This window comes from Pseudomonas sp. FP198 (assembly GCF_030687895.1).
Classification (GTDB): Bacteria; Pseudomonadota; Gammaproteobacteria; order Pseudomonadales; family Pseudomonadaceae; genus Aquipseudomonas.
Window position 1 is genome coordinate 2,225,152 of sequence record NZ_CP117452.1, and the last position, 21,477, is coordinate 2,246,628.

The following is a 21,477-nucleotide window of genomic DNA, read 5'->3' on the forward strand; positions in this document are numbered from 1 at the left end:
TGCCCCTCGCCACGGGCGGTTTTCAGTTGGTGTCGAGGTCGACGTTGCGGGTTTCCCGCAGGCAGATCATGCCCACCACCAGGCTCACGCCCGTGATCACCACCGGGTACCACAGGCCGTAGAAAATATCCCCGGTGTAGACCACCAGGGCGAACGACACGGTTGGCAGGAAACCGCCGAACCAGCCGTTGCCGATGTGGTACGGAAGGGACATGGAGGTGTAGCGAATGCGGGTCGGGAACAGTTCGACCATCAGCGCCGCCAGCGGGCCGTAGCACATCGCCGAAATGATGATCAGCGCCACGATCAGGGCAACGATCATCGGCCGGTTGATCTGCTGGGCATCGGCTTGTTGCGGGTAGCCCGCCAGGGTCACCGCGCCGCGCAGGGCGGCTTCGTCGTAGCCTTCAAGTTTCATGTCGCCGACGCTGACCTGCACGTTGCTGCCGGCCGGTGCCGCGACGCTTTTGTAGGGCAGGCCTTGCTTGACCAGGAAGGTCTTGACCTTGTCGCAAGGGCTGTCGAAACGCGCCTTGCCCACCGGGTCGAACTGGAAGGTGCAGGTGGCCGGGTCGGCGACGACGGTGATCGGCGCCTGGCGGCTCGCCAGGTCGATGGCCGGGTTGGCGTAATGGGCGAGCGTCTTGAAGATCGGAAAGTACAACGCCGTCGCCAGCAGCAGGCCGATCATCAGCACCGGTTTGCGCCCGACCTTGTCCGACAGCCAGCCAAAGAAGATGAAGAACGGCGCGCCGATCACCACGCTGACAATCAGCAGGCTATTGGCAAGGGCCGGGTCCATCTTGAGGAACTGGGTGAGGAAGAACAGCACGTAGAATTGCGCGGCATAGAAGGTCACCGCTTGCCCGGCATTGATGCTGAACAGGGCGATCAGCACCACCTTCAGGTTTTCCCATTTGCCGAAGGACTCGCGGATCGGCGCCTTGCAGCACTTGCCTTCTTCTTTCATTTTCAGGAAGGCCGGCGACTCGTGCAGGCTCAGGCGGATCCAAGTGGAGATGCCCAGCAGCAGGATCGACAGCAGGAACGGAATGCGCCAGCCCCAGACTTCGAACTGGTCACCGGTAAAGTAACGGCAACCGAGCACCACCAGCAGCGAGAGCAACAGGCCCAGTGTCGCGGTGGACTGAATCCAGCTGGTATGAAAGCCGCGCTTGCCCATCGGTGCATGCTCGGCCACATAGGTCGCCGCGCCGCCGTATTCACCGCCCAGGGCCAGACCCTGGAGCATGCGCAATACCACCAGGATGATCGGCGCGGCGATGCCGATGCTCGCGTAGTTGGGCAGCAGGCCGACGCAGAAAGTCGCCAAGCCCATGAGCACGATGGTCGCCAGGAACGTGTACTTGCGCCCGATCATGTCCCCCAGCCGACCAAACACCAGCGCCCCGAAGGGCCGCACGATGAAACCGGCAGCGAAAGCCATCAGGGCGAAAATGAACGCCGTGGTGTCGTTCACCCCGGCGAAGAATTGCTTGCTGATCACCGCCGCGAGGGCGCCGTAGAGGAAAAAGTCATACCACTCGAACACCGTCCCCAGGGACGAGGCGAAGATGACTTTCTGGGTTTCCTGGCTGGTGCCTGCGCTGCGCGTGGCTTCCAGGGGCTGAACATGTTCAGACATAGCGGTATCCCTCACAGTGATTGTTTTTGTTGTTCCACTGTCGACGCCGGGTTGGGGGCGTCTCCTGATTTGACGCACTTCCTTGGATCACACTCCTTTCAACCTGTGGGAGCGAGCCTGCTCGCGAAGGCGGTATGTCAGCTGAACAATGTTGACTGATACAGCGCTTTCGCGAGCAGGCTCGCTCCCACAGGGATCTTGGTATTGTTCAGACCGTCGCTGGCTCCTTCTGCAGCGTAGCGCCCACGGTGGCCGGCTCAAGCATCATCCGCGCGGCCTTCTCGGCGATCATCAGCGTCGGCGAGCAGGTGTTGCCGGAGGTGATGCGCGGCATGATCGAGGCGTCGGCGATGCGCAGGCCCTTGATGCCGTGGACGCGCAGCTGCGCATCGACCACCGCATCGCCGTCCTGGCCCATGCGACAGGTGCCCACCGGATGAAAAATCGTCGTGCCGATGCGGGCGGCGGCCTGGTGCAGTTCTTCCTCGGTCTGCAGGCTCGGGCCTGGCAGGTATTCCACCGGTTTGAAGGCGCTCAGGGCCGGCGCGGCGACAATCCGGCGGGTCAGGCGGATGGCGTCGGCGGCGACCCGCAGGTCCTCGGGATGGCTCAGGTAATTGGGTTGGATCGACGGCGCCTCATGAGGATCGGCCGAGCGGATGTCCACACGGCCACGGCTCATCGGGCGCAGGTCACACACCGACGCGGTGAACGCCGGGAAGTTGTGCAGCGGTTCGCCGAAACGTTCCAGGGACAACGGTTGTACGTGATATTCGAGGTTGGCCGAGGCCTGTTCCGGTCCTGAGCGGGCGAACGCGCCGAGTTGGCTGGGGGCCATGGACAGCGGGCCACTGCGGTCGTACAGGTAGCGCAGGCCCATGCCCATCTTGCCCCACAGGGTGCCGGCGATCTGGTTCAGGGTGCGGGCGTTTTCCAGCTGGTAGATCAGCCGCAGTTGCAAGTGGTCCTGCAAGTTGCCACCGACGCCGGGCAGTTCATGCACCACGCCGATGCCCAGACGCTGCAACAGGCTGCGCGGGCCGATCCCGGAGCGCTGCAAGATGCCCGGCGAGCCGACGGCGCCGGCGCACAGGACGATTTCCTTGCGCGCCTTGAAGCTCATGTTCTTGCCTTGCCAGCGGGCACTGACAGCGTCGGCGCGGTTGTCGCGCAGCAACACGCGATCAACCTCGACGTCGGTCAGCACCGTCAGGTTGGGGCGATTGCCAATCGGTTTGAGGAAGGCCTTGGCCGCGTTCCAGCGCACCCCGGCTTTCTGGTTGACCTGGAAGTAGCCGCAACCTTCGTTGTCGCCACCGTTGAAATCCTCGACGCTGGGGATGCCGCTCTGTTCGGCGGCGGTGCGGAAGGCATCGAGGATCGGCCATGACAGGCGCTGGCGTTCGACTCGCCATTCCCCGGCTGCGCCGTGGAGTTCGGAATCCCCCGCGAAGTGATTTTCGCTCTGCCGGAACAGCGGCAACACATCCTTCCAGCCCCAGCCGACATTGCCTTCGGCGGCCCAGCCATCGTAGTCCGCCGCCTGGCCACGCATATAGATCATGCCGTTGATGGACGAACAGCCGCCCAACACCTTGCCGCGCGGATAACTCAAGGCGCGCCCTTGCAGGCCGGGTTGCGCTTCGGTCTTGAAGCACCAGTCGGTGCGCGGGTTGCCGATGCAGAACAGGTAACCGACCGGGATGTGGATCCACGGATAATTGTCCCGCCCGCCGGCTTCGAGCAACAGCACCCGGTGTTGCGGATTGGCCGAAAGCCGGTTCGCCAGCAGGCAGCCGGCAGGGCCGGCGCCCACGATCACGTAATCGTATTCATCGACGACAGGTTGCATTCGCGACCTCATTTTTTGTTCTTGTGGGACTCATCCTAGTTGTTAGTTTTCGTCAAAAGAATGTTAGTTTTTGCGCAGCGGCTGTGCGTTTATGAACAGTCATGACTTCAGGCGATTCAAGGATGGCTCATGTTCGACTGGAATGACCTGCGCTACTTCCTCGAACTGCAACGCAGCGGCCGCCTGCTGACGGCCGCGCGACGGCTCAACACCACCCATGCCACGGTGGCGCGGCACATCGAGGCGATCGAGAAAAGCCTCGGCACCGCGTTGTTTGTCCAGCACGCCCAAGGGTATGAATTGACCCCGGCCGGGGAAGCGCTGCTCAAGCATGCCGAGGCCATGGAGAATGTCGCGTTGCTGGCCCAGGAGGACATCACTCAATCCAGCGCGCCGCTGGGCAAGATCCGCCTCGGCGTGACGGAAGGGCTGGGCATCATGTTCCTCGCTAGTCGCATGGACGGCTTGTTCCAGCGCTATCCGGGGCTTGAGGTGGAACTGGTGGCCGTGCCGCGGTTTGTCAGCATCCTCAACCGCGAGGCGGAAATCAGCATTCACCTCGAACGCCCGGCGGCCGACCTGCTGGTGACGCGCAAGCTCACCGACTACAGCCTCGCGCTCTACGCCAGCCAGGCTTACCTAGACCGTTCGCCACCGTTACGCAGTCGCGAGGATCTGGCCCGCCATGCCTGGATCGGCTACGTCGATGACCTGCTGTTCAGCCAGGAGCTGATGTTCCTCAACAGCTTTTGCCGAAACCCTCGCGTGGTGTTCCACAGCACCAGCGTCATTGCCCAGCAACAGGCCGCGCGCTCGGGCCTGGGGATCGCCGTGCTGCCGTGTTACATGGCCAGCAGCGACCCGACGCTGGTGCCGCTGCTGCCGGACGAAACCATCCGCCGCAGCTACTGGATCAGCACCCGCCGCGAGCTGCACAAGTCTGTCCGGTTGCGGGTGTTGTGGGATTACGTGGTGCAGTTGTGCGAGCGCGAGCAGGGGCTGCTGTTGCCCTGACCCGGCTCTAAGGTTATGTCCAAACGGTATTTCTCAAGCATTGAGCGCTTTCCCTAAGATCACCTCATAACTCGTTATGACAAGTGACTTGCGACCCATGCCCGACAATCTTCTCTCCCTCAGCAGCGTGCCGCTGCACACCCAACTGCGCGACGTGCTGCGCGCGCGCATTCTTGACGGTGAATACCCGCAAGGCAGCCAGATGCCTTCGGAAAGCGAGCTGGGCGCGCTGTTTCGCGTCAGCCGCATCACCGTGCGCCAGGCCTTGGGCGATCTGCAAAAGGAAGGGCTGATTTTCAAGATCCACGGCAAAGGCACGTTCGTCGCCAAGCCCAAGACCTTCCAGAACGTCAGCACGCTGCAGGGCCTGGCCGAGTCCATGACCGGTCGCGGCTACGAGGTGATCAACCGCCTGCGCAGTTTCAAGTTCATCCCGGCGGACAAGTCGGTGGCCGAGCGATTGAAACTGGCGGAAGGCGACGTGGTAACGCAGATCAAGCGGGTGCGGCTGATCAACCGCGAGCCGGTTTCCCTGGAAATCACCTACCTGCCCAAGGCCCTCGGCGAGCGCCTGGAAAAAGCCGACCTGGTTACCCGCGACATCTTCCTGATCCTGGAAAACGATTGTGGCCTGGCCCTCGGTCACGCCGACCTTGCCATCGATGCGGTGCTGGCCGACAGCGACTTGTGCCAGGCCCTCGACGTCGAGCCCGGCTCGCCGGTCATGCGCATCGAACGGCTGACCCATGACGCCGGCGGCCAGCCGCTGGACTTCGAATACCTCTACTACCGTGGCGATGCCTTCCAGTATCGCTTGCGCATCGACCGGCAAAAAGGGACGCAGGCATGACCCAAAGCTCCAGGAATACCCTCGAACAGGAATACGACATCGTCGTCATCGGCGGCGGCACCGCCGGCCCCATGGCGGCGATCAAGGCGAAGGAGCGCAACCGCGACCTGCGCGTGTTGCTGGTGGACAAGGCCAACGTCAAGCGCAGCGGCGCTATCAGCATGGGCATGGACGGGCTCAACAACGCGATCATCCCGGGCCATTCGACGCCCGAGCAGTACACCAAGGAAATCACCATCGCCAACGACGGCATCGTCAACCAGGCGGCGGTGTACGCCTACGCGACCCACAGCTTCGAAACGATCGAGCAACTGGACCGCTGGGGCGTGAAGTTCGAGAAGGACGAAACCGGCGATTACGCGGTGAAAAAGGTGCACCACATGGGCGCTTATGTGCTGCCGATGCCGGAAGGTCACGACATCAAGAAAGTCCTCTATCGCCAGTTGAAACGGGCGCGAGTCAGCATCACCAACCGGCTGGTCTGCACCCGGTTGTTGACCGATGGGGAGGGCGCGGTGAACGGTGTGATGGGTTTTGACTGCCGCACCGCCGACTTCCATGTGATCAAGGCCAAGGCCGTCATCCTCTGCTGCGGCGCGGCGGGGCGCCTGGGGTTGCCGGCCTCCGGCTACCTGATGGGCACCTATGAGAACCCGACCAATGCCGGCGACGGTTATGCGATGGCCTATCACGCCGGGGCCGAGCTGGCGAACCTGGAGTGCTTCCAGATCAACCCGTTGATCAAGGATTACAACGGCCCGGCGTGCGCCTACGTTACCGGCCCGCTGGGCGGCTACACCGCCAACAACAAGGGCGAGCGCTTTATCGAATGCGACTACTGGAGCGGGCAGATGATGTGGGAGTTCCACCAGGAGCTCGAAGGCGGCAACGGTCCGGTGTTCCTCAAGCTCGATCACCTGGCCGAGGAAACCATCCAGAACATCGAGGAAATCCTGCACAGCAACGAGCGCCCCAGTCGCGGGCAGTTCCACGCCAACCGGGGCACCGATTACCGCACGCAGATGGTGGAGATGCACATTTCCGAGATCGGCTTCTGCAGCGGTCATTCGGCTTCTGGAGTGTGGGTCAACGAGCGGGCGGAAACCTCGGTCAAGGGTTTGTACTCGGCGGGCGACATGGCCGCCGTGCCACACAACTACATGCTCGGCGCGTTCACCTACGGCTGGTTTGCCGGCCAGAACGCGGCGGACTTTGTCGCTGGCAAGGATTTTTCGGTGCTGGATACTCAGCAGATCGAGCAGGAAAAAAACCGCGTCTACGCGCCCCTCGACCGCGCGCATGGCCTGCCGCCGGCCCAGGTGGAATACAAGTTGCGCCGCTTCGTCAACGATTACCTGCAACCGCCGAAGGTCAGCAAAAAAATGCAGATCGGCCTGCAACGCTTCAGCGATATCCAGCGCGACCTTGATCAGCTCAAGGCCCACAACGCCCACGAACTGATGCGCGCCATGGAAGTCAGCGTGATCCGCGATTGCGCCGAGATGGCCGCCCGGGCCTCGCTGTTTCGCGCCGAAAGCCGTTGGGGGTTGTACCACTACCGGGTCGATCATCCGCAACGCAACGACAGCGACTGGTTCTGCCATTGCCATTTGAAGAAGGGTGAGGACGGCGCGATGACCTCGTTCAAGAAAGCCGTCGAGCCCTACATCATCGCCCTCGATGCCGACGAACTGCAGGCCTACGACCGGCTTCGGCTCGGTGCCGACGCGGCGTGAGCCCTACACCCAAAGAGAATGCCCATGGCCTATCAACCCCAGGAAATATTCTTCCGCTCCAATGCCCCCGTCACCGTGGACGAGGACAAATGCATCGCCCACAAGGGCTGCACGGTCTGCGTCGATGTCTGCCCGATGGACCTGTTGGCGATCAACCCGGCCACCCAGAAGGCCTACATGGCGTTCGATGAATGCTGGTATTGCATGCCCTGTGAAAAGGATTGCCCGACGGGGGCGGTGAAGGTCGAGATTCCTTATTTGCTGCGGTGACTGAGTAGACGCCTTCGCGAGCAGGCTCGCTCCCACAGTTTTACAGCGACTCGGTCCAATGTGGGAGCGAGCCTGTTCGCGAAGAGGCCACCACGGCCCCCAAAAAAAGCCATCCGGCCACCCCCGGACGCACCATCCAGAACACCCCTCGTTTCCCACCGCGCCCTGATCGTGGCGGAGACGAACATCCAATCAATGATTCGAGGGGACACACCCATGTTATTGCGTGCAGCGCTGGCCGGTCTGGTACTGGCTTCATTGACCTTGCCTGCCCAGGCAGAAACCATCCGCATTGCCATCGGCACCCAGGACACCACCATCAACTGCGCCGCCGGCGGGTTGCTGATTCGCGAGCTCGGCCTGCTGGACAAATACCTGCCCCACGACGGCGCGTACAAGGACGCCGAGTACGATGTCCAATGGAAAAACTTCACCAGCGGCGCGCCGCTGACCAACGAGATGGTCGCCGGCAAACTCGACTTCGGCGCCATGGCCGACTTCCCCGGGGCGTTCAACGGCGTGGCGTTCGAGACGGCCGGCAAGCACAGCCTGTTTATCAGCGTGCTGTCGGGCAGCACCCAGGGCAGCGGCAACGGCATTGTCGTGCCCAGCGCCTCGGGCGTGCAGTCCCTCGCCGAGCTCAAGGGCAAGACGATTTCCGTGCCGTTTGCTTCCACCGCCCATGGCATGTTGCTGCGAGCCGTCGCGGCCCAGGGCTGGGATCCGCTCAAGGACGTAAACATCATCGCCCAGCCACCGGAGGTCGCCGGCTCGGCGCTGCAGGCCGGCAAGATCGACGCCCACGCCGATTTCGTGCCGTTCGCCGAACTGTTCCCCAGCCGCGGTTTCGCCCGCAAGATCTACGACGGTGCGCAGGCCAGGACGCCGACTTTCCACGGCGCGCTGGTGGATCAGGCCTATGCCAGAAAGTACCCGGAAATCGTCGTCGCCTATCTGCGCGCGACCATCGAGGCCAATCAGCTGCTGGCCGCCGAGCCTGAGAAATACAGCGAGCTGATCGCCAAGGTCACCGGGGTAGATGCCGAGGTCAATTACCTGTTTCACGGGCCGCTGGGCGTACAGACCCGCGACCTGACCTGGAAACCCGAATACCGGCAAGCCGTCGGCACCGCGATCGACACCCTCAAATTGCTGAAAAAGGCGGATCGCGGCCTGGACCTCAACACCTTCATCGATGATCAGTACATCCGCGCCGCGTTCAAGGCGTCGAACCTCGATTACGCCGCGCAACTGGGCAGCTACGCCCAGACGCCCCTTGGCAACCCCGATGCCTTGACCGGCCAGCCCATTACCGATGCCCGCCATGTGGCGCAGATCTGGGTACGCGGCGAGCCGACAGTGCGTCATTACGCCTCGGCGCAATCGGCCTTCACCGCGCTGGCGAATCTCAAGCAGGAAGGCAAGGGCATCCGCGCCGTCTACGCCCAGGCCAGCGACAGCGGGATCAAGCTGCTGGCCGAGCAGGCGTGGTTCGCCAGCGATGCCAAGGGCCAACTCAGCGCGTTCTTGTTGAAAGGGCAGGCTGAGCAATTTGCCACGGCCGAGGGCGGCAAGGTCCTTGATTTTACCGAAGCCACCACCCAGGCAGTCGCCGCCCGATAAACCTGACACCGCCCCCTGTGGGAGCGAGCTTGCTCGCGATGGCGTCAGGTCAGTTGAAGTTGAAGTGCCTGATATACCGCTATCGCGAGCAAGCTCGCTCCCACAGGGTCCATTGCGGAGGATAGATTTGTGTACCCATCACCCAAACGCTGGCTCCTGCGAGCCGCTTCCTTGTTGCTCTGCCTGCTGTTCTGGCAGCTCGCCGCCAACGGTCACTGGGACCTCGGCCTGGTGACTTTCGCCAACGTCCCGGCCCCGCTGGCGGTGATCGAGGCCGCGCTCGGCCTGGGCGAGTCGGGCCATCTCGTTCGGCACTTGGGCAGCAGCCTGGGGCGGGTCTTTGCCGGGTATGGCGCGGCGTTGCTGGTGGGCGTGGCGCTGGGTTTGGCCATCGGCCGTTCCCGGTGGGCCGAAGACCTGTTGCTGCCACCGCTGGAAGTGCTGCGGCCGATTCCGGCGGTGGCCTGGATCCCGCTGGCGATCCTGATGTTTCCCTCGTCGGAACTGTCGATGGTGTTCATCACCTTCACCGGTGCGCTGTTCCCGATCCTGCTCAACACCGTGCACGGCGTCGAAGGGGTTGACCGGCGCCTGGTCGCATCGGCGAAAAGCCTGGGGGCAGGGCGCCGGGCAATCCTGCTGGAGGTGATCCTGCCGGGCGCGGCGCCGAGCATCATCACCGGCCTCGCCATCGGTATGGGCACGTCCTGGTTCTGCCTGGTGACGGCGGAAATGATCGCCGGCCAGTACGGCATCGGCTACTACACCTGGGCGTCCTACACCGTGCAGAACTACCCCGACATCGTCGTCGGCATGTTGTTGATCGGCGTGTTGGGCATGGGCAGCAGTTTGTTGATCAAGCGCCTGGGCGGGCTGTTCACGCCTTGGCACCGACCCCGAGGAAAAGCCTGATGAGCGCGATGCAAACCCCTGAAGGGCGGATCGATATCCGCCAGTTATCCATTGTCCTGGGCCAGGGTGCCCAGGCTTTCGAAGCAGTGCAGGGGCTGGATTGCCAGATCGAGGCCGGCCAGTTCGTCTGCATCCTCGGGCCGTCCGGCTGCGGCAAATCGACGTTGCTCGGCGCGCTTGCCGGGCACCTGCAACCGAGTGCCGGCACGTTGAATGTCGATGCGCTGCCGGTGGCCGGCCCGTCGCCCCAGCGCGGCATGGTGTTCCAGCAGCACACCCTGTTTCCGTGGCGCAGTGTGCGCGACAACGTCGCTTTCGGCCTGAAGATGCGCGGCCAGGGCAAGCTCGAACGATACCGTGCCGCCGATGAAATCCTTGCCCTGGTGGGCCTGGAAGGTTTCGCCGGACACTGGCCAGACCAACTTTCCGGCGGCATGCAGCAACGGGTGGAGATCGCCCGGGTGCTGGTCAACCGCCCGCGTTTGTTGCTGATGGACGAACCCTTCGGCGCGCTGGATGCATTGACCCGGTTGAACATGCAGGAGCTGCTGCTGGACATCTGGACGCGCATCCGCACCACCGTTGTCTTTGTCACCCACGACATCGACGAGGCGTTGTTCCTCGCTGATCGCTTGCTGGTGATGAGCCCGCGCCCGGGCCGGATCATCGAGGACCTGCACTTGGATTTCCCGCGGCCACGAACCACCGACCTGGTCACCCGCCCTGAGTTTTCCCGATTGAAACGCCATTGCCTCGAGCTGATGCGCCATGCAGACGGCCGGCAATTGCCGCGCCTCAATCCCCTCGGGCTTCCTCCTGAAACCTCCTTGCCGCGATTTGCCCTATGACTTCTCTCTTCGAAAACACCGACAACGATGACATTCTTGCCCTGCAACCACGCCTGACGGACGACGACGCCGGGGTGCGCCGGATCGCCCTGATCGAACTGGCTGACCTGGAGGAACCCGAAGGCCTGCTGTGGCTCGTCGACCGTCTGGCCCGGGATCCCAGCGCCGAGGTGCGGGCCGAAGCCGCACGCTTGCTCGAAGCCTGGGAGGACGCACCGGTGGTCGCGGCCCTGTGCCAGGCGCTGACCGATACCTCCCCGACCGTGCAGGCCGCGGCTGCCCAGAGCCTGAGCCTGCTCAAGAGCGAGGCGGCGGGGGAGGTGATATTGCCTTGGACCACCCACGCGGATGCCAGCGTGCGCATCGCCGCGTTCCGGGCCTTGCGCGAGTTGCGTCTGGGCGTTGCCGCACCGGCTGCGATCGCGGCCCTGGTCGACGCAGATGCCGGCGTGCGTCGCGAGGCGGTGGGCGTGCTGGGCTGGCTCAAGCAGCTTGAGGCTCTGCCGGCCCTGGCCCGGCTCGCCAGCGCCGACCTGGACAGCGAAGTGCGCCGCGCGGCCACTGGCGCCCTGGGCCTGGCTGCGGATGCGCAAGTCTTGCCGGCGCTGCGCCAGGCCTTGTGCGACCCGGCCTGGACGGTGCGTGAAGAGGCCGCCACCACGCTGGGCAAAGTGGGTCACGCCGATGCCGGCCCGGCCCTGATCGATGCCCTGGATGATGACTACTGGCAAGTGCGCCTGCGCGCCACTCGCAGTCTTGGCCGCTTGCGTTATGTCCAGGCGTTGCCGGCACTGATCGAAACCCTGGGCCATCGCATCAGCAATCTGCGCAAGGAAGCGGCGTTGGCGTTGGGCGAGTTGAACGATCCGGGAGCGATCCCCGCCTTGCAGGCAGCCCGGGACGATGGCGATCCGGAAGTGCGCAAGGCCGTGCGCATTGCCTTGGGCCAGTTGCAATGACTCCGTTGACGATCGGCAATTGCCGGGACAAGGGCCAGTTGCGGCTGAGTTGGCCCGACGGTCGCGAGCAGCGGCTGGACCATGTCGAGCTACGCAGGCAATGTCCATGTTCCCAATGCCGGGCGTTTCGCCTGCAAGGGCTGACGGTTCAGGTCGATGCCCGGGTGCGGGTGGTTGAGGTCAATGCCCAGGGGTATGGGGTTCAGCTGGTGTTCAGTGATGGGCACGAGCGGGGGATTTTTCCCTGGGCCTATCTGGCGGGTTTTTAGTTGAATCCAACTGTTCGCAGATTCTTTGTAGAAGATTCGTTGTGGGAGCGAGCCTGCTCGCGAAGGCGGTCTGATTGGGTACATATCCATTTTTTCGGTAACGGCCGCTTATGGTTCCGCTCTTACAGCGGGTCACTTTTGGAAAGCGCCAAAAGTAACCAAAAGCGCTTCGCCCCACCACTCGGCACCTCGCTTAGGCTCGGTGTGCCCTCACTCCAGCATTGCTCCGTGGGCCCGCCGCGAAGGGCCATCCTTGGCCCAGCGCGGCTATCCTGGCATCCATGCCAGGATGCCCACTGCGCAACGCCTGCGTTCGGCCATCGTGGTTAACGGGGCGCCCCAGATCAAGATAAGATCACGATCAAAAGCGAGGCGGCATGTCTTTTCAGCTATACCCCGATCTAACTGTGGGAGCGAGCCTGCTCGCGAAGGCGGTGGGCCTGCTTGCATGGATGTTGAATGTGTTGAAGCCCTCGCAAAAATTCCTCCTAGGGAGAATGTTGTTCATTTAAAGACGACGATGAACCCCGTGGCGAGGGAGCTTGCTCCCGCTGGGCTGCGCAGCAGCCCCAAACCATTCAGCAGGATGCATCCGGACAACAGCAGGTTTTTTACGACTGCTGCGCAGCCCAGCGGGAGCAAGCTCCCTCGCCACGGGTTTATCCTTTTCTTGGGGAAAACAACAAATTCGCCATCCATGCAAGCTGTCCCACCGCCTTCGCGAGCAGGCTCGCTCCCACAGAGGAAATGCAAAACCCACCAAACCAGGTCGGCTCAAAGGCCGCCTCGCGGTGGACGTTGATTTCGGCGCCCCGTTAACCACGCTGGCCGAACGCAGGCATTGCGCAGTGGGCATCCCGGCATGGATGCCGGGATAGCCGCGCTGGGCCAGGGACGGCCCTTCGCGGCGGGCCCACGGAGCAATGCCGGAGTGAGGGCACACCGAGCCCAGGCGAGGTGCCGAGTGGTGGGGCAAAAGCGTTTTGGTTACTTTTACGCTTCATAAAAGTGACCCGCCGTAAGGGCGGAACCATAAGCAGCCGTTACCAAAAAAATGGATATACACCCCAACAAGGCCACCCCATGAACTGACTGGCGGCGCTTGTCAGGCAAAACCGACAGGAGTACAAATGTACTCCATGACGACTCTAACTCCCCGCCGTACCGCCATCCTGACCTTCATCCGCGAACGCATCGCCGAGCAGGGCCAGCCTCCCAGCCTCGCTGAAATCAGCGAGGCGTTCGGTTTTGCCTCCCGCAGCGTGGCGCGCAAGCATGTGCTGGCGCTGACCGAAGCCGGTTTCATCGAAGTCAATCCGCACCAGGCCCGAGGCATCCGGCTGTTGAACCAGCCGCCGCGCCCCGAGCTGCTGGACGTGCCGGTGTTGGGACGGGTGGCCGCCGGCCTGCCTATTGGCGCCGATGCCGAGGTCCACAGCCGTTTGTTGCTGGACCCGGCGATTTTCACCAAGGCGCCGGATTACCTGTTGCGGGTCCAGGGCGATTCGATGATCGAGGACGGTATCCTCGATGGCGATCTGGTCGGTGTACAACGTACGCCCCAGGCCGCCAATGGGCAGATCGTCGTGGCGCGCCTGGACGGTGAAGTGACCATCAAGCGCTTTGAGCGAGTCGGCGAGCGCGTGCGCCTGTTGCCACGCAACCCGGCCTATCAGCCGATCATTGTCGAAGCCGACCAGGACCTGGCGATCGAAGGTGTGTTCTGTGGCCTGGTGAGACAAGGCTGATGGGCGCCGTCGTTGCACTGGACATGCTGTTCAATGGCGGCCAGGTCTGGAGAGGCCGGCCTGCGCCGCCGGCCGCCAGTCCGCAGCCCACCGGTCATGCTGCATTGGACGCGGCATTGCCCAGTGGTGGCTGGCCGGACGCGGCGTTGACGGAAATTCTCATCGGCGCGCCGGGCGTGGGCGAGTTGCAACTGGTGTGGCCGACCCTGGCGCGGCTGTCGGCGGCGGGGGAGCGCATCGTGCTGGTGGCACCGCCGTTCGTACCCTATCCCCAGGCCTGGCGAAATGCCGGGGTGGACCTGCGCCAGTTGTCGATCATCCAGGCCGACCCACGGGATGCCTTGTGGGCCACCGAGCAATGCCTGCGTTCGGGCAGTTGCGGCGCGGTGCTGTGCTGGCCGCGCCAGGCGGATGATCGGGCCTTGCGCCGCCTGCAGGTCGCTGCGGAAACCGGCCAGACCCTGGCGTTCGCCTGGCGCTCGATCCAGGAGGCGGTCAACCCGTCCCCGGCGGCCTTGCGCATCGCCATCGATGCTCGCCCCGCACAATTGCGGGTGCTCAAGTCCCGGGGTGGCCTGGCCCGTTCGGCGCCGATTGCGTTCACCACGCACATGGGGCATTGAGGTTGCGATGCGCTGGGTCTGTATCCTCTTCCCGCAACTGGCGTTGGACGCCGCGCTGCGCCAGCGCCCCGATCCCGACGAGCCCCTGGCGCTGCTGACCGGTCCGGCCCAGCGCCGGGTGTTGCAAGCGGTCAATGGGCCGGCGCGCGCCCTGGGCTTGCGGCCCGGTCAGAGCATGACCGCCGCCCAGGCCCTGAGCAAAGGGTTCGCCACGGCCGAATACGACGCGGCGCAGATCGAGCACTGGCAACAGTTCCTGGCGGCCTGGGCCTACCGCTTCAGTTCCCAGGTCAGCGTGCATTACCCGCGCACGGTGCTATTCGAGATCGAATCGAGCCTGGGGCTGTTCGGGCCCTGGCCGGTGTTCGAGGCTCGGTTGCGGGCCGAGCTGACTGAACTGGGCTTTCGTCATCGCATCGTCGCCGCCCCTAATCCCGTGGCGGCGCGGATGTTGGCCAATGCCCATGACGCCTTGGTGGTGCCCGATGGCGAAACCTTGCAAGCGTACCTGGGGCAAATGCCGGTAGACCGCATCGGCCTGGCGCCCGACGTCGCCACGGCGCTGTCGCGCATGGGCCTGCGCCACCTGGATCAGGTCCGGGCCTTGCCCCGGCACACCCTGGCGCGGCGCTTCGAGGCCGATGTGCTCAAGCACCTCGACGCGCTGACGGGCAGTCGTACCCTGGCGCTGTCGTTCTACCTGCCCCCGGACCGTTTTGATGTGCGCATCGAACTCAATTACGACGTGCAGTCTCACCAGGCGTTGCTGTTTCCGCTGCGCCGGTTGACCGGTGACCTGTCGGCTTTCCTGTGTGGGCGCGACAGCGGTGTGCAGCGCTTTGACTTGCATCTGGAACACGCCGGTCTGCCGGACACGGTGATCAAGGTCGGCCTGCTCAGCGCCGAGCGGGAGCCTTCGATGCTGTTCGAACTGGCCCGTGGTCGTCTTGAACAGGTACAGGTCGAGGCGCCAGTGCGCGGATTTCGCTTGTGTGCCGACAACCTGCCGAGCTTCGTGCCCCAGCGCCTGGAGTTGTTCGACGAGCGTCCTCAACAGTCCTTGCCCTGGGAACAACTGCGCGAACGGCTGCGGGCGCGCCTGGGGGATGACGCCGTGCTGGGGCTGGGATTCGGTGACGATCATCGACCCGAGTGCGCCTGGCAGATGACTCCCCAGCCGCGGCAACAGGCATGCCCGCTGCGCGAGGAAGTCCAGCGTCCCGGCTGGCTGCTCGGCGAGCCCCAGGCGTTGCCCGAGGGCCAGGCGCGAATCCTCATGGGGCCGGAGCGCATCGAGTCTGGCTGGTGGGACGGAGCCGACGTGCGCCGCGATTACTACCTGATCGAAACCCGCGCCGGGCAACGCGGCTGGGCCTACCGACCGGTGGGTGAGGGCGGGCCGTTGTGGCTGCAGGGCTGGTTCGCATGAGCAGCGAATACGCCGAGCTGCATTGCCTGTCGAACTTCAGTTTCCAGCGCGGCGCCTCCAGCGCCCTGGAATTGTGTCGCCGCGCCAAGGAGCAGGGTTATGCGGCCCTGGCGATTACCGATGAATGCACCCTGGCCGGGATCGTCCGGGCCTGGCAGGCGGCCAGGGAGCTTGAGCTGCAATTGATCGTCGGCAGCGAAATCCAGATCGAGGACGGCCCGAAACTGGTGCTGCTGGTGGAGAACCTCGAGGGCTACCAGACCTTGTGCCGGCTGATCACCCGCGCCCGGCGGCGCAGCGAGAAAGGCTGTTATCGCATCGTCCGGGAAGACTTCGACGAACCACTGCCGGGTTTGCTGGCGCTGTGGATCCCCGAAGGCAAGGCGCCCGAGGTGCAGGGGCGCTGGCTCCAACAGATCTTCAAGACGCGACTATGGCTGGCCGTGCAGTTGCATTGCGGCCAGGACGATCGCCAGCGGCTGGCGGACTTGCTCGCATTGGCCGGACACCTTGGCCTTCCCGCCGTCGCCACGGGGGATGTGCACATGCATGTGCGTGGTCGGCGTGCCTTGCAAGACACCATGACCGCCATTCGTCACCACGTCACCGTGGCCGAGGCCGGCCAGCGCCTGCACCCCAACGGCGAACGCCATCTGCGCAGCTTGCAGGCCTTGGCCGATCTCTACCCGCGTGCCTTGCTCGATGAAACCCTGGAAATCGCCCGGCGTTGTACGTTCGACCTCGGCCAGTTGCGCTACGAATACCCGCGCGAGCTGGTGCCAGAGGGTCACGATCCGGCCTCGTGGCTGCGGGAGTTGACCGAGCGCGGCCTGCGCGAGCGCTGGGAGAACGGCGTGACAGACAAGGTGCGCGTGCAGATCGACAAGGAATTGAAGCTGATCGCCGAACTGGGCTACGACAGCTACTTCCTCACCGTGCAGGACATCGTCAGTTTCGCCCGCAGCCGCCACATTCTCTGCCAGGGTCGAGGCTCGGCAGCCAACTCGGCGGTGTGCTACGCCCTGGGCATCACCGAAATCGATCCGAGCCGGACGGACATGTTGTTCGAACGCTTCCTGTCCCGCGAGCGCAATGAACCGCCGGACATCGACGTCGATTTCGAACACGAGCGCCGCGAAGAAGTCTTGCAGTATGTGTTCCAGCGTTACGGCCGGCATCGCGCGGCGTTGACGGCGGTGGTCAGCAGTTACCACGGCGCCGGGGCGGTGCGCGATGTGGCCAAGGCCCTGGGCCTGCCGCCGGACCAGGTCAATGCATTGGCCGATTGCTGCGGGCGCTGGAGTGATGAAGCGCCGCCCCTGGACCGCTTGCGCGAAGGCGGTTTCGACCCGGACAGCCCGGTGTTGCGCCGGGTGCTGAGCCTGACCCGGCAACTGATCGGCTTCCCCCGGCACCTGTCCCAACACCCCGGCGGTTTCGTGATTTCCCAGCAACCGCTGGACACCCTGGTGCCGGTGGAAAACGCCGCGATGGCCGAGCGCACCATCATTCAGTGGGACAAGGACGACCTCGATGCGGTCGGGTTGCTCAAGGTGGACATCCTCGCCCTGGGCATGCTCAGCGCGATCCGCCGTTGCTTCGACCTGATCGAGCACTACCGGGGTGTGCGGCATACATTGGCGTCGTTGCCCAAGGACGATCGGGCGACGTTCGAGATGATCAGCCGCGCCGACACCATCGGCGTGTTCCAGATCGAATCCCGGGCGCAGATGGCGATGTTGCCCCGGCTCAAGCCCAAGGAGTATTACGACCTGGTGATCGAAGTGGCGATCGTGCGGCCGGGACCGATCCAGGGCGGCATGGTGCATCCGTATCTGCGGCGGCGAAATGGCGAAGAGCCCGTCACTTATCCTTCGGAAAAACTGAAAAAAGTGCTGGGTCGCACCTTGGGCATTCCGTTGTTCCAGGAACAGGTGATGCAGATCGCTATCGTCGCGGCGGACTACACGCCCGGCGAGGCGGACCAGTTGCGGCGCTCGATGGCCGCGTGGAAACGCCACGGCGGCCTTGAGCCGCATCGCGAGCGCCTGGCAGAAGGCATGAAGAGCAACGGCTACACGCCTGAATTCGCCGCGCAGATCTTCGAGCAGATCAAGGGCTTCGGCAACTACGGCTTTCCGGAGTCCCATGCCGCCAGTTTCGCCTTGCTGACCTACGCCAGCAGTTGGCTCAAATGCCACGAACCGGCGGCGTTCGCCTGCGCCCTTATCAACAGTTGGCCGATGGGTTTCTACAGCCCGGACCAGATCCTCCAGGATGCCCGCCGGCATCAGTTGCAGATCCGTGCGGCGGACGTGCGCGCCAGCGACTGGGAATCCAGCCTCGAACCCCTGGAGGGCCGGCAGCCGGCGATCCGCATGGGCTTGCGCCTGATCAAGGGCTTTCGTGAAGACGATGCCCGCCGTATCGAGGCGGCTCGCAGACAGCGGCCTTTCAGCGATGTGGCGGACCTTGCCGAACGGGCTCGACTCGATGCCCGGGCCATGGAACAACTGGCCGACGCCGGCGCGTTGCGCGGTATGGCCGGCGATCGTCACCGTGCCCGCTGGGAAATCGCCGGGGTGCAAAAACAACTGGGCCTGTTCGCCGGTTTGCCCAGCGAGGAGGAACCGCCCGTGGTCTTGCCGACGCCCACGGTGGGGGAGAACCTGTTTGCTGACTACGCCACGTTGGGCACCACGCTGGGGCCTCATCCGCTGGCCTTGTTGCGTCCCGAATTGCGCGCCCGGCGTTGCCGCAGTTCGCGGGAATTGCAGACGGTGGAACACGGTCGCAACGTCAGCGTCGCCGGGCTGGTCACCGGCCGCCAGCGCCCGGGCACGGCCAGTGGCGTGACCTTCGTCACCCTGGAAGATGAATTCGGCAATCTCAACGTGGTGGTCTGGCGCGACCTGGCCGAGCGTCAACGCAAGGTCCTGGTGGGTTCGCAATTGCTTCGGGTGGACGGGCGCTGGGAGAGTGTCGGCGAGGTCCGCCACCTGATCGCCGGGCGCTTGAGCGACCTGACTGGATTGCTGGCGGGCATCAATGTGCGCAGCCGCGATTTCCGCTGAACAGCACCCTGTCCCCAGGACCAGGCAGGACCAGGCAGGACCGGCGCAGAGGCTTGTGCATGAACCATTTGCCAACCCCGCGCTCGAAGCACTAGCACAAGGGACTTGTGGTATGCCGCTTCCCTGCTGGTAGTTTGAGGTGAGAGTCGTTCCATGAAGTTCTTATCCCAGAGTAACGGGTGTCCCGGTTGGGACGGTGAGATGGCCCGACGTATCCGGGCCTACGATTGGAGTCGCACCGAACTGGGCGCGATCGAGCACTGGTCCGCCAGCCTGCGCAGCGCTGTCCAGTTGATGCTGGCTTCGCCCTTGCCGATGGTCATGTTGTGGGGCCGTCAGGGCTTCATGATTTATAACGACGCCTATGCCGAGTTTGCCGGCGGCCGTCACCCGTACCTGTTGGGGCGCGCGGTGGAGCTGGGTTGGCCGGAAGTCGCTGAATTCAATCGCCATGTACTCGACGTGTGCCTGGCTGGCGGCACCTTGTCCTACCGCAGCAAGGAACTGGTATTGCTGCGTGACGGCAAGCCCGAAGACGTCTGGATGGACCTCTATTACAGCCCGGTGCCCGACGATGACCATTCGCCGGCTGGCGTCCTGGCGATCGTCGTGGAAACCACCGAACTGGTGCTCAGCGAGCGGGCCCGACAAGAGGCGGAGCGCAGCTACCGTGCGGTCAACGAACGTATTCAGTTGGCGCTTTCGGCCGGGCCGTTGCTGGGCTCGTTTGTCTGGGATATCCCGGCCGATACACTGTCCGGCGACGAGCGTTTCGCCCGTACGTTCGGCTATCCGCCCGAATGTTCGTTGGATGCACTGCCCATCGAGATCGCTCGCCAGCGCATCCATCCGGATGATCTTGCCGACGTGGAGCAACGCGTCGACCTGACGGTGCGCACGGGCGTGCCCTACAGCGCTGAATACCGTGTGCGTCGTGGCGAGGAGGAATACCTCTGGGTATTGGCCAGCGGCCGCTGCGAGTTCGATGCGGTGGGCAAACCCCTGCGTTTTCCCGGTGTGCTGATCGACATCAATGAGCGCAAGACTGCCGAAGCGTCACTGCTCAAGTTCACCCGCGAGCTGGAGCAACGCGTCGCCGATGAAGTGCAGGCGCGGCTGGCGGCGGAAGAGCAGTTGCGCCAATCGCAAAAGCTTGAGGCCATCGGCGGGCTTACCGGCGGCGTGGCCCATGACTTCAATAATCTGCTTCAGGTGATCGCCGGAAACCTGCATCTGCTGGCTCGCCACGAGCCTGACAATGCCAACGTGCAACGGCGGGTCGGGGCGTCCATCCAGGCCGTGGAGCGGGGCGCCAAGCTGTCATCGCAGCTATTGGCTTTTGCCCGGCGCCAGCCGTTGTCCCCGGCCGTCTACAACCCCCGGCGCATCTACGATGGCCTGGGTGAGTTGTTGCAACGGGCACTGGGGGAAACCATCCGGATCGACGTGGCGCTGCCGGATGAGCCGTGGTGCATCCATGTCGACCGCAACCAATTGGAAAACGCCCTGTTGAACCTGGCGATCAACGCCCGCGATGCCATGGGCGGCGAAGGGACCATCTGCCTGATCGGCGAAAATATCGCGCTGGATGATTCGTCCTGCGCCGGCAAAGGCGTTGCCGCCGGCGATTACGTACGGCTGTCGGTGACCGATTGTGGCGCAGGCATGTCGCCTGAAGTCCTCAAGCAGGTTTTCGAGCCGTTCTTTACCACCAAGACCGACGGCCAGGGCACCGGGCTCGGCTTGAGCATGGTGTTCGGGTTCGTCAAGCAGAGCGGCGGCCATATCGAGATTTCCAGTCATCCGGGAGAAGGCACCCAGGTGCACATGTACTTCCCGCGCAGCCATAAGCCCGAGTCGGAGGAGCAGACGCACCACCGCACGCATCAGTCCGGCCTGCAGGAAACGATCCTGGTGGTCGAGGACAACGATGACGTGCGCGGTGCCTCGGTGGAATTGCTCGAGCTGTCGGGTTATCGCACCCTGACCGCCGCGAATGGCGACGAAGCCATGAAGCTGTTGCTGGAGGGTACCTCGGTCGACCTGATCTTCACCGACGTGGTCATGCCCGGGCTGATCAAGAGTTCCGACCTGGCCGCCTGGGCCAAGGTCCAGTCCCCGCCGGTGCCGGTGTTGTTCACGTCGGGGCACACCCGCGACATCATCTCGCGCAATCATCAGTTGAGCCCTGACACACATCTGCTGAGCAAACCCTATAGCCCGGATGCGCTGACACGGATGGTCAGGTCGGTACTGGGCGGCTGAGCATGCTGCAAAAGAATGGAACCCAGCCGCCTTGCCACCTTCGAATAACCAAGGCCGTCGATTGAACCGGCCCTGTCATGAACGAGGTGTCCAATGAGCGATCCTGCAAATACCCAGCAACAAGGCCAGACGCAGACCCAGTCTTCGCGTAGCGATCCGGCCGTCGATCCCCAAGCGCCGGGTAACCCGCCCGCCGGCCCGGCTGGAACACACCAGGCTCACAGCGCTGCCAGCGAGGTCGATCAGAAACAACATCACCAAGACAATGACAACACCTACAGCCCTGGCTTCAAGCCAGAGCCGGATCGGCCTGGCCCCGGCGACAAGACCGACGCCGACATCGATACCGCTGACAGCTAG

18 protein-coding genes are annotated in these 21,477 nt (G+C 63.9%); 15 read left to right on the plus strand and 3 right to left on the minus strand.

What is annotated here, in order from left to right; all coding sequences use genetic code 11:
• Positions 1 to 22: 22 nt before the first annotated feature.
• Both PSH78_RS10365 and PSH78_RS10370 read right to left on the minus strand, forming a co-directional pair.
• Positions 23 to 1,645 (minus strand): MFS transporter, encoded by a 1,623-nt coding sequence (locus tag PSH78_RS10365; RefSeq protein WP_305500253.1) that lies wholly within the window; start codon positions 1,643 to 1,645, stop codon positions 23 to 25.
• A 208-nt stretch (positions 1,646 to 1,853) separates the two neighbouring features.
• The gene (locus PSH78_RS10370) at positions 1,854 to 3,497 is read right to left on the minus strand and encodes a GMC family oxidoreductase (protein WP_305500254.1); all 1,644 of its coding nucleotides are present in this window, start codon (positions 3,495 to 3,497) and stop codon (positions 1,854 to 1,856) included.
• Between the two features lie 129 nt (positions 3,498 to 3,626).
• Between PSH78_RS10370 and PSH78_RS10375 the strand changes: the two genes are divergently transcribed.
• From PSH78_RS10375 to PSH78_RS10415, 9 genes are all read left to right on the plus strand, one after another.
• Positions 3,627 to 4,511, plus strand: coding sequence for a LysR family transcriptional regulator (locus PSH78_RS10375; RefSeq protein ID WP_305500256.1), 885 nt, complete (start codon positions 3,627 to 3,629; stop codon positions 4,509 to 4,511).
• Between the two features lie 97 nt (positions 4,512 to 4,608).
• Entirely contained in the window at positions 4,609 to 5,361 is a 753-nt protein-coding gene (locus PSH78_RS10380; RefSeq protein ID WP_305500258.1) for a GntR family transcriptional regulator, read from the plus strand.
• Positions 5,358 to 7,097 (plus strand): fumarate reductase/succinate dehydrogenase flavoprotein subunit, encoded by a 1,740-nt coding sequence (locus PSH78_RS10385; protein WP_305500259.1) that lies wholly within the window; start codon positions 5,358 to 5,360, stop codon positions 7,095 to 7,097. Before PSH78_RS10380 ends, PSH78_RS10385 begins: the two co-directional genes overlap by 4 nt.
• Before the next feature lie 24 nt (positions 7,098 to 7,121).
• The gene (locus PSH78_RS10390; RefSeq protein WP_003180418.1) at positions 7,122 to 7,367 is read left to right on the plus strand and encodes a ferredoxin family protein; all 246 of its coding nucleotides are present in this window, start codon (positions 7,122 to 7,124) and stop codon (positions 7,365 to 7,367) included.
• Between the two features lie 216 nt (positions 7,368 to 7,583).
• A complete protein-coding gene (locus PSH78_RS10395) occupies positions 7,584 to 8,990 on the plus strand; it encodes an ABC transporter substrate-binding protein (protein WP_305500261.1) in 1,407 nt (468 codons plus the stop codon).
• A gap of 129 nt (positions 8,991 to 9,119) precedes the next feature.
• Positions 9,120 to 9,902, plus strand: a complete 783-nt coding sequence (locus tag PSH78_RS10400) for an ABC transporter permease (protein WP_305500262.1) — start codon at positions 9,120 to 9,122, stop codon at positions 9,900 to 9,902.
• Positions 9,902 to 10,750 (plus strand): ABC transporter ATP-binding protein, encoded by an 849-nt coding sequence (locus PSH78_RS10405; protein ID WP_305500263.1) that lies wholly within the window; start codon positions 9,902 to 9,904, stop codon positions 10,748 to 10,750. Before PSH78_RS10400 ends, PSH78_RS10405 begins: the two co-directional genes overlap by 1 nt.
• Entirely contained in the window at positions 10,747 to 11,709 is a 963-nt protein-coding gene (locus PSH78_RS10410; RefSeq protein ID WP_305500264.1) for a HEAT repeat domain-containing protein, read from the plus strand. Before PSH78_RS10405 ends, PSH78_RS10410 begins: the two co-directional genes overlap by 4 nt.
• Entirely contained in the window at positions 11,706 to 11,978 is a 273-nt protein-coding gene (locus PSH78_RS10415; protein WP_305500266.1) for a gamma-butyrobetaine hydroxylase-like domain-containing protein, read from the plus strand. The genes PSH78_RS10410 and PSH78_RS10415 overlap by 4 nt, the downstream gene beginning before the upstream one ends.
• 504 nt (positions 11,979 to 12,482) lie before the next feature.
• On the opposite strand, the gene PSH78_RS10420 is transcribed toward PSH78_RS10415, so the two are convergent.
• Entirely contained in the window at positions 12,483 to 12,677 is a 195-nt protein-coding gene (locus tag PSH78_RS10420) for a hypothetical protein (RefSeq protein WP_305500268.1), read from the minus strand.
• A gap of 431 nt (positions 12,678 to 13,108) precedes the next feature.
• Between PSH78_RS10420 and lexA the strand changes: the two genes are divergently transcribed.
• The 6 genes from lexA to PSH78_RS10450 all read left to right on the plus strand — a co-directional run bounded on the left by lexA (position 13,109) and on the right by PSH78_RS10450 (position 21,477).
• Positions 13,109 to 13,726, plus strand: coding sequence for a transcriptional repressor LexA (gene lexA / locus PSH78_RS10425; protein ID WP_305500270.1), 618 nt, complete (start codon positions 13,109 to 13,111; stop codon positions 13,724 to 13,726).
• The gene (imuA, locus tag PSH78_RS10430; RefSeq protein WP_305500271.1) at positions 13,726 to 14,349 is read left to right on the plus strand and encodes a translesion DNA synthesis-associated protein ImuA; all 624 of its coding nucleotides are present in this window, start codon (positions 13,726 to 13,728) and stop codon (positions 14,347 to 14,349) included. Before lexA ends, imuA begins: the two co-directional genes overlap by 1 nt.
• Before the next feature lie 7 nt (positions 14,350 to 14,356).
• Positions 14,357 to 15,778: a DNA polymerase Y family protein gene (locus PSH78_RS10435; protein WP_305500272.1), complete on the plus strand. Its 1,422-nt coding sequence runs from the start codon at positions 14,357 to 14,359 to the stop codon at positions 15,776 to 15,778.
• A complete protein-coding gene (locus PSH78_RS10440; RefSeq protein WP_305500273.1) occupies positions 15,754 to 18,852 on the plus strand; it encodes an error-prone DNA polymerase in 3,099 nt (1,032 codons plus the stop codon). The genes PSH78_RS10435 and PSH78_RS10440 overlap by 25 nt, the downstream gene beginning before the upstream one ends.
• Before the next feature lie 153 nt (positions 18,853 to 19,005).
• Entirely contained in the window at positions 19,006 to 21,117 is a 2,112-nt protein-coding gene (locus PSH78_RS10445) for an ATP-binding protein (RefSeq protein WP_305500275.1), read from the plus strand.
• Positions 21,118 to 21,210: 93 nt separating this feature from the next.
• Positions 21,211 to 21,477 carry a hypothetical protein gene (locus tag PSH78_RS10450; protein WP_305500276.1) on the plus strand — a complete coding sequence of 89 codons (267 nt, stop codon included), beginning with the start codon at positions 21,211 to 21,213 and terminating at the stop codon, positions 21,475 to 21,477.